Origin of the sequence: Mesorhizobium sp. M4B.F.Ca.ET.017.02.2.1 (assembly GCF_003998955.1) — a bacterium.
Classification (GTDB): Bacteria; Pseudomonadota; Alphaproteobacteria; order Rhizobiales; family Rhizobiaceae; genus Mesorhizobium; species Mesorhizobium abyssinicae.
This window is the reverse complement of the sequence record NZ_RZOF01000280.1, coordinates 1-8,361: the sequence shown is the minus strand read 5'-3', so window position 1 is coordinate 8,361 and position 8,361 is coordinate 1. Positions and strand designations below refer to the sequence as shown.

The window sequence follows — 8,361 nt, the reverse complement described above, 5'->3', positions numbered from 1 at the left end:
GCGGTGAGCCGCTTCGTTGACACCATCAGCTAGCTGACGAAATGGAACAGGCGCGCGGCGCGCATCAGCGACGGCCACTTCCAGACTTCGAGCGGGCTCGCGCCATCTGCGATCGAGAAGAAGATGATGTTGGCGCGGCCGACCAGGTTCTCTTCCGGCACGAAGCCGACGGTGAAGCGGCTGTCGGAAGAGTTGTCGCGATTGTCGCCCATCATGAAGTAGTGGCCGGGCGGCACGTCGAACTCGCGCGTGTTGTCGCCGATCGAGTTCGGCGTCAGGTCGAGCGTGTCATAGGTGATGCCGTTGGGCAGCGTCTCGCGATAGACATCGACCGGACGATCGACCTCGGTGATATCAGGGTTGTCGATCTGGCCGACCTTCTCGCGCGGCACGCCGGCGCCGTTGATGAAGAGCTGGCCGTCCTTGACCTGGATCTTATCGCCAGGCAGGCCGATGACGCGCTTGATGTAGTCGATGGACGGGTCCGGCGGGAACTTGAACACCACCACGTCGCCACGCTTCGGCTCGGAGCCCCAGATGCGGCCGGAGAAGATATCGGGACCGAACGGCAGCGAATAGCGCGAATAGCCATAGGACCATTTGGTGACGAAGAGATAGTCGCCTTCGAGCAAGGTCGGGCGCATCGATCCGGACGGGATCGAAAATGGCTGGAACAGGAAGGTGCGGATGACCAGCGCGAGCAGCAGCGCCTGAATGATGACGCTGACGGTTTCGCCAAGCCCGCCGGATTTCTTCTCGGATTTTTCAGCCACGCTCATGTCGTCCTCGATTGTGCGTTGGTTGGTATAGAGTCTCGGCGCGCGCTGGGCAACGTCAGCCGGAGGTCAGAAGCAATCAATGTGGCGCTTCTTCGGCGGGCAACGCCTCGATGATCACAAAGGCTTGAGCAAGCGGGAAATCGTCGGTGATGGTGAGGTGGATTACCGCCCTATGCCCCCGCGGCAGGATCTTGCCGAGCTGTCCCGCCGCGCCGCCGGTCAGCGCCATGGTCGGCTTGCCGCCGGGCAGGTTGACCACGCCCATGTCGCGCCAGAAGACGCCATGCGCCATGCCCGTGCCCAGCGCCTTGGCGCAGGCCTCCTTGGCGGCGAAGCGCTTGGCGTAGGACGCGACGCGCGCCACGCGGCCTTCCGAGCGGGCCTGTTCGACCTCGGTGTAGATGCGCTGGATGAAGCGCTGGCCGTGCCGTTCCAGCGACTTCTCGATGCGTCTGATATCGATCAGGTCGCTGCCGATGCCGATGATCATTCCGCGGGAACTTCCCGCCCGCCATGACCACCGAGCCTGGCCTTGTGTGCCCTCTCGGCCATGCGCTTCCTGCGCCGCTCGCGAAAGGCGGTCATGCCCCATCGGGTGATGCCGTAGAAGAACAGGCCGAAGACGAGGCCGAGCGGCACCGCGCCGATCAGCATCGGCTCCAGCACCGGGTGCCACAGTTTCGCGAACGAAAGCGTGTGCATCATTTCCCCGAGGTGCTCGGGCGGTCCGTGCTTGGGCAGGCGTTCGTGCAGGATGAGCTTGCCGGTTTCCCAGGATGCACCCCACAGCAGCGGAAAGGTCAGCGGATTGCCGAAGAACACGGCGCCGAGCGCGGCCGCCACCAGATTGCCGGCGATCACCCAGCACAGCACGGCGGCGATCACGAAGTGGAAGCCGAGCGGGAAGAACGAGGCAAACACGCCGGCCGCGACGCCGGCGGCGACGGCATGCGGGGTGGCCTTCAGCCTCAGGATGCGCTTCGAGAAATACTGCACCGAGCGCGAGAACGAGCGGCGCGGCCAAAGATAGGTACGCACCCGCTCAAAAATGCCATCAGGCTCGCGGCGTCGAAAAAGCACTCTGTTCCGGTTCCTAGTACTCAACACAGGCTGTTCCGGCGATCCCGAGCCGGCAGGCGACTGCCATATCTTGCGCTTCGAGGCCGCCCGAAGGCAACAGCGACTTTGATATAGCGACGCGCCGACCGAAGGACAACGTCCGGCCAGCGTCTCGCCGCTCGAGCATATTAGAAACACGGCGGATTTGTGGAGGCGGGGTCAAGTCGCTCACGTGCGGCAGTTCGCCCCGCCAGCTAATGCAGCGCTGCGACGTCGGTCGCAACCTGGCGCTCGGCCGGCGTTGCCGCCCTCGCAAACCAGCCGTCGCCGGAGTGAAGCAACGGTCCTGCCGATGTCACCGGGGATGATTGCGAGGTTGGCAGTCTGGGGTCCGATGAATCCGCTGAGGGTGCCGGATGTGGTCTTCCAATCTCCTGGCGAGTAGGGTCATATTCTCACCCTTTGTTTCGCCTCATCGCCGTGTGCGATTTCCCGGTCGTGGCTCGACGCAAGTCGCTGCAGGCTGCCACCCAGTATGACCAGGCTCACGCCCAGCAATGCGACATCCTTGATGAGGAAGGCGCCCAGCCCATTGAGGAAGGGAAACCCTTCCGAACCCGCCTCCCAGATTGGCAGAGCGAGCATTGTCGAGGCCGTCAGCGCAAAGGTGATTGAACCGATCGCGCCTCCGACGAGGCCAGCCCAGACACTGCGGAAAGACGCAGCCAGCAGAAGCGCAGCGATCAGTTCGATCACGCCCAGGAAGTAGGAAGCCCCGGCAAATCCGAATGCGGGATAAAGCCATGCCAGCCAAGGCGTATTCTCAACAAATGGCTTAAGCGCCTCGATCTCGATCGAGGTGAATTTCAGAATGCCGATCAACAGCAGCGGAAGCACCACCCCCGATAGGGCTACCGCACGGCCAACAGCAGCAAGGCGGTCGCCAGTTCGATTGATGCGCGCCACGAAGAGCGCGGGTGCCGTTGCCGGGGTGAACATAGCCTGCCTCCTTCTATTTATATGCTCCAAGCATACAATAACGCGATCTTGATGTATATGCTCCAAGCATATATTTTTCGCTGATGGCTGATTCCAGGATCGAGAATGTGATTGGTGCTCTGGCGCTGGCCTTTGCGGACACGCTGCAGCGGGACGCTCAGGCACGAGCGCCGGAGCCCGGCCCCGCGGCTGCGGCCATCACCCTCGTTGGCCACGTACCTGGTCTCTCGATCGAGAGGCTGCGACGCGCTCTTTCATTGTCGCATTCAGGCGCCGTTCGACTGGTCGATCGACTGGTCGCGGACGGATTGGCGGCTCGATCCTCGGCGCCTGACGATCATCGCGCGGTAGCGCTAAGACTCACGCCTCTGGGCGAGACGACCTGTGGTGCAATTCTTTCCGCTCGTCAGGCGGGGCTCGCATCAGCGCTCACAGTTCTAAGTTCGGAGGAGCTGCAGGAGTTCGGCAGACTTGCCGCCAAGCTGCTGCGCGGGCTCGTCAGCAGCGAGGACCATGCATACCGAATTTGCCGGCTATGCAACTATACCGCTTGCCTCGAGTGCCCTGTCGAAGCGGAATTGTCCTCAGCCTTGGCAAGATAGAGCTTGGCCACATCACTATCCGCCAGACAATCTGGCCGTTCTGGCTTAGGTGAGGTACTCGCTGACCTCGACCAGGTTGCCGTCCGGATCGCGGAAATAGACCGACTTCATCGGCCCCTGCGCGCCGGTTCGCTCGACCGGCCCGACCTCGATGGCGACGTTGCTGGCCGCCAGGCTGGCGCAGATCTCGGCAAGCGGACTTGCCGCGACGAGGCAGAAATCGCCAGCGCCGGCCGTCGGCTCCTTGGCCTTCGGCTCGAAGGTGCGGCCGACCTCGTGCAGGTTGATCTTCTGCGATCCGAACAACAGCGCGGTCGGCCGGTTCGGTTCGTCCAGGCGCTGGAGACCGAGCACGCGCTGGTAGAAGGCGCAGCTCGCTTCCACCGAGCGCACCGTGAGCACGAAATGGTCGATGCCGGCGATCATGGCTGCGCCGCGGCCGACGGACGCTGCCGAAGAGATTCAAGCAACGCGCTCAAGCGCTTGTTTTCACGCATGGCCGCATCAGATGTTGCGGCTGCCGGGCTTGACGGCCGGGATGGCGGCCAGTTCCGGCGGCAAGCGGTCGGCCGGATAGGCCGGAACCTCGTATTCGGCGAGCGCGACCAGCGGCACGCCGACATCGGTCTTGCCGGCCGAACGGTCGATGATGCAGGCGGCCGCCGCCACCTCGGCGCCAAGCTCGCGCAGGCAGTCGATGGTCTCGCGGATCGACAGGCCGGTGGTGACGATGTCCTCGACGATGACGACGCGCGCGCCCCTGGCGATCTCGAAGCGGCGCAGCCTGAACTCGCCCCCTTCCCGCTCGACCCAGATCGCCGGGACGGCGAGATGGCGCGAGGTCTCATAGGCCGGAATCAGGCCGCCGATCGCCGGGCCGACGACATAGTCGATGCGGCCGGGAACGGCCTTGCGGATCTTCTCGGCCAGCGCCTTGCACAGGCGCTCGGTCTTGTCGGCATGCATGAAGACCCTCGCCTTCTGCAGGAACACCGGGCTGCGCAGGCCCGACGTCAGGATGAAATGTCCCTCCAGGACGGCGCCGGCCTCGCGGAAAATGCCCAGCACTTCGTCGGTGTTCATTTCATTCCCCCATTATTCTTCTGACCATGATGTCAGCCGTTGACGCGCCTTGCATCGCTGACGCTCGAATTGTCCTTGAGCTGCGAGAGCAGCCGGTTCAGGTGCTTGAGATCCCAAACCTCGAGATCGATCAGCATTTCGGTGAAGTCGGGCGCGGTGCGCACCATCGACAGCGTGTGGATGTTGGCGTCGTTGGCGGCAACGACCTGGGCGATGTCGGCCAGCGACCCCGGCGCGTTGATGGCGGTGACCGAGACGCGTGCCGGGAAGCGCTCCTTTGTTCGCTCGTCGATGTCCCAGCGCACGTCGATCCAGCGCTCGGGCTGATCGTCGAAGGCCTGCAGCGCCGGCGACTGGATCGGATAGATGGTGATGCCGGTGCCCGGCTGGATGATGCCGACGATGCGGTCTCCGGGCACCGCTCCTTCCGGCGCGAAGCGCACCGGCAGGTCGCCGCGCACGCCGCGGATCGGAACCGCCCCGTCGCGCGGCTGGTCCTTGTCCTTGCGCGCGGCGCGGCCCGGCATCTGGAACAGCATGCCGGCGGCGTTGCGGATCTTCGACCAGCCCTCCTCGCGCTGCTTGGGGGCGGCGACGGTGACGCGCTCGTCCTTATAGTCGGGGAACACCGCCTTCATGACGTCCGTCGAGGCCAGTTCGCCGCGGCCGACCGAGGCCAGCACGTCGTCAATGTCCTTGCGCGCCAGCCGGTGCAGCACCGGCTTCAGGCTCTCCTTGGTGAAGGTCCTGCCGGCACGCTCGAAAGCGCGCTCGAGGATGCGGGCGCCGAGGCCGGAATATTGCTTACGGATGGCGTTCTTGGTGGCGCGGCGGATGGCGGCGCGCGCCTTGCCGGTGACGACGACCGATTCCCAGGCGGCGGGCGGCACCTGCGCCTTGGAGCGGATGATCTCGACCTCGTCGCCGTTCTTCAATTCCGTCATCAGCGGCATGATGCGGCCGTTGACCTTGGCGCCGACGCAGGTATCGCCGACATCGGTGTGAACGGCATAGGCGAAATCGATGGGGGTGGCGCCGCGCGGCAGCGCGATCAGCATGCCCTTCGGCGTGAAGCAGAACACCTGGTCCTGGAACAGTTCCAGCTTCGTGTTCTCGAGGAAATCTTCCGGATTGTCGCCCTCGGCCAGTTGCTCGATGGTGCGCCGCAGCCAGGCATAGGCGTTGGTCTCCTTCGAGATGGCGTGGCCGGCGCCGTTCGTCTTGCCGCCTGTATCCTTGTAGATCGAATGCGCGGCGACGCCATATTCGGCGATCTTGTTCATCTCGCGGGTGCGGATCTGCAACTCGACGCGCTGGCGCGACGGGCCGACGATGGTGGTGTGGATCGAGCGGTAGTCGTTCTGCTTCGGCGTCGAGATGTAGTCCTTGAAGCGGCCGGGCACCATCGACCATGTCGTGTGGATGGCGCCGAGCGCCCGGTAGCAATCCTCGAGCGTATCGACGACGACACGGAAGCCGAAGATGTCGGAGAGCTGCTCGAAGGACAGCGCCTTGGCTTCCATCTTGCGGAACACCGACCACGGCTTCTTCTGTCGGCTCTTCACGCTGGCCTTGATGGCATGTTTCTCGAACAAGGCCGACAGCGCCTTCTCGATCTCGGTCAGCACGTCCTTGTTGCGCTCGAATATCTCGGCAAGCCTCGCCGTGACGGCGCGGTAGGCTTCCGGATTGATGTAGCGGAAGGCGATCTCCTCCAGTTCCTCGCGCATGCCCTGCATGCCCATGCGGCCGGCGAGCGGCGCATAGATATCCATCGTCTCCTCGGCGATGCGCAGGCGCTTGGCTTCCGGAACATGGTCGAGGGTGCGCATGTTGTGCAAGCGGTCGGCGAGCTTGACCAGCAGCACGCGCACGTCCTCGGAGATCGCCAGCAAGAGCTTGCGCAGGTTCTCCGCCTGCTCGGCCTTCTTGGAGACGAGATCGAGCTTCTTGAGCTTGGTCAGGCCCTCGACCAGCTTGCCCATTTCGGGGCCGAACAACTCGTCGATCTCGGCCCTGGTGGCGGTGGTGTCCTCGATCGTGTCATGCAACAGGGCGACCGCGATCGTCGCCTCGTCCATATGCATTTCGGTGAGGATGGCGGCGACTTCGAGCGGATGCGAGAAATAGGGATCGCCGGAAGCGCGCTTCTGGTGGCCATGCTTCTGCATGGCGTAGACATAGGCCTTGTTGAGCAGCGCCTCGTTGACGTCAGGCTTGTAGCGCTGGACGCGCTCGACAAGCTCATACTGACGCATCATGGGCAAGATCTCGCGGTGCTGAAATGAATCATGCGCCGCATCGGGATGCGGCGCATGTCATAGATAGCCACGAAACTGCCTGGACGGAAGTGCCGGAAAAATGTTCCGGGCAGGTCCAGGAAACTCTCCTAGTAGTCGTCGCTCTTCTCAGGCGGCACAAGGCCTTCGATGCCGGCCAGCAGGTCTTCCTCGGTCATGCGGTCGAAGGCGATGTTGTCCTCGGCGTCGTCGGTATCGGTCGCCGCGACGGCAGCGCCCGTCTGGTCGGCGATCGCCTCGCCATCGGCCTCCGGCTCGTCGACTTCGACATGCTTCTGCAGCGAGTGGATCAGGTCTTCCTTGAGGTCGTCGGGCGACAGCGTCTCGTCGGCGATCTCGCGTAGCGCGATCACCGGGTTCTTGTCGTTGTCGCGCGGCACGGTGATCTGCGCGCCCTGGCTGATCTGACGGGCGCGGTGGCCGGCCAGGAGCACCAGCTCGAAGCGGTTGTCGACCTTGTCGATGCAATCTTCAACGGTTACGCGGGCCATGAATTGCCCCTTTCATGCGATGGATTTGACGGAAAACAGGCGCGGTCCATAACCTGAACGCCGCCAAAATACAAGCTTCTTGGCAATGCCGATCCGCCTGCCGCGGGATTATCCGGCTCGGCATGGGCAAGGCCCGCAGCGATCCGGCGCCGATCACAATTGCTTGCGAGGGGCCGACACAGCTTGGATTGCCGTAAAACTGGCGCTATCTCGGATAAGAAAGGCCATGTGGTCCGTTGACGGGCCGCGGGCATAGTCGCCGACGCTTTTAGACGACCGCCTATTTTGAAAAAGGACATTTTCCATGTTCGACCCTCGGGAAAAAATCGCGCTTTTCATCGACGGTGCCAATCTCTATGCCACCTCGCGGGCGCTCGGCTTCGACATCGACTACCGCAAGCTTCTGTCTAGCTTCCAGAAACGCGGCTATCTGCTGCGCGCCTACTACTACACCGCGCTGGTCGAGGATCAGGAATATTCCTCGATCCGGCCGCTGATCGACTGGCTCGACTATAACGGCTTCAAGGTGGTGACCAAGCCGGCCAAGGAATTCACCGACTCGACCGGCCGCCGCAAGATCAAGGGCAATATGGACATCGAGCTCACCGTCGACGCGCTCGAGCTCGCCGACGTCGTCGACCACTATGTCATCTTCTCCGGCGACGGCGATTTCCGCACATTGGTCGAGGCGCTGCAGCGCCGCGGCCGCAAGGTTTCGATCGTCTCGACCATGGCCTCGCAGCCGCCGATGATCTCGGACGACCTGCGCCGCCAGGCCGACCATTTCATGGACCTGATGAGCCTGAAGAACGAAGTCGGCCGCGATCCCTCCGAACGGCCGGTGCGCCGGCCCGAACCGGCCGAAGTCGACGAGGACGACTATTGACGGCGGCGGCCTTGGTCGCCGCGCCCTCCCCCGAACCCGGCCGCGACTGCCCGCTCTGCCCGCGGCTGCATGATTTCATCGCCGACTGGCGGCAGCGCGAGCCGTCCTGGTTCAACGCGCCGGTGCCGACCTTCCTGCCGCCGGAGGGTGAGGGCGCCGTGC

At 63.7% G+C, this 8,361-nt stretch carries 9 protein-coding genes and 1 pseudogene; 2 read left to right on the top strand and 8 right to left on the bottom strand.

Features of this window, described 5'->3' with window-relative positions; genetic code table 11:
• Positions 1 to 29 precede the first annotated feature (29 nt).
• The 8 genes from lepB to rpoZ form a co-directional block, all read right to left on the bottom strand.
• Positions 30 to 779, bottom strand: a complete 750-nt coding sequence (lepB, locus tag EN738_RS25940; RefSeq protein WP_127286192.1) for a signal peptidase I — start codon at positions 777 to 779, stop codon at positions 30 to 32.
• Between the two features lie 76 nt (positions 780 to 855).
• Positions 856 to 1,269 (bottom strand): holo-ACP synthase, encoded by a 414-nt coding sequence (gene acpS / locus EN738_RS25935; protein ID WP_127286191.1) that lies wholly within the window; start codon positions 1,267 to 1,269, stop codon positions 856 to 858.
• On the bottom strand, positions 1,266 to 1,859 hold the full coding sequence (locus EN738_RS25930; protein ID WP_127286190.1) for a DUF2062 domain-containing protein: 594 nt from the start codon (positions 1,857 to 1,859) through the stop codon (positions 1,266 to 1,268). Before EN738_RS25930 ends, acpS begins: the two co-directional genes overlap by 4 nt.
• Positions 1,860 to 2,285: 426 nt before the next feature.
• On the bottom strand, positions 2,286 to 2,837 hold the full coding sequence (locus EN738_RS25925) for a DUF417 family protein (RefSeq protein ID WP_127286189.1): 552 nt from the start codon (positions 2,835 to 2,837) through the stop codon (positions 2,286 to 2,288).
• 647 nt (positions 2,838 to 3,484) lie between these two features.
• The gene (locus EN738_RS25915; protein WP_127286187.1) at positions 3,485 to 3,865 is read right to left on the bottom strand and encodes a VOC family protein; all 381 of its coding nucleotides are present in this window, start codon (positions 3,863 to 3,865) and stop codon (positions 3,485 to 3,487) included.
• 78 nt (positions 3,866 to 3,943) lie between these two features.
• On the bottom strand, positions 3,944 to 4,522 hold the full coding sequence (gene pyrE / locus EN738_RS25910) for an orotate phosphoribosyltransferase (RefSeq protein WP_127286186.1): 579 nt from the start codon (positions 4,520 to 4,522) through the stop codon (positions 3,944 to 3,946).
• A gap of 32 nt (positions 4,523 to 4,554) precedes the next feature.
• A complete protein-coding gene (locus EN738_RS25905) occupies positions 4,555 to 6,783 on the bottom strand; it encodes a bifunctional (p)ppGpp synthetase/guanosine-3',5'-bis(diphosphate) 3'-pyrophosphohydrolase (RefSeq protein ID WP_127286185.1) in 2,229 nt (742 codons plus the stop codon).
• Between the two features lie 128 nt (positions 6,784 to 6,911).
• Positions 6,912 to 7,313, bottom strand: coding sequence for a DNA-directed RNA polymerase subunit omega (gene rpoZ, locus EN738_RS25900; protein ID WP_127286184.1), 402 nt, complete (start codon positions 7,311 to 7,313; stop codon positions 6,912 to 6,914).
• A gap of 304 nt (positions 7,314 to 7,617) precedes the next feature.
• Between rpoZ and EN738_RS25895 the strand changes: the two genes are divergently transcribed.
• Together EN738_RS25895 and EN738_RS36430 are read left to right on the top strand one after the other, a co-directional pair.
• Positions 7,618 to 8,199, top strand: a complete 582-nt coding sequence (locus EN738_RS25895) for an NYN domain-containing protein (protein ID WP_127286183.1) — start codon at positions 7,618 to 7,620, stop codon at positions 8,197 to 8,199.
• Positions 8,196 to 8,361: pseudogene (locus EN738_RS36430) on the top strand (uracil-DNA glycosylase); the annotation flags it as partial. The gene EN738_RS25895 and the pseudogene EN738_RS36430, both read left to right, overlap by 4 nt.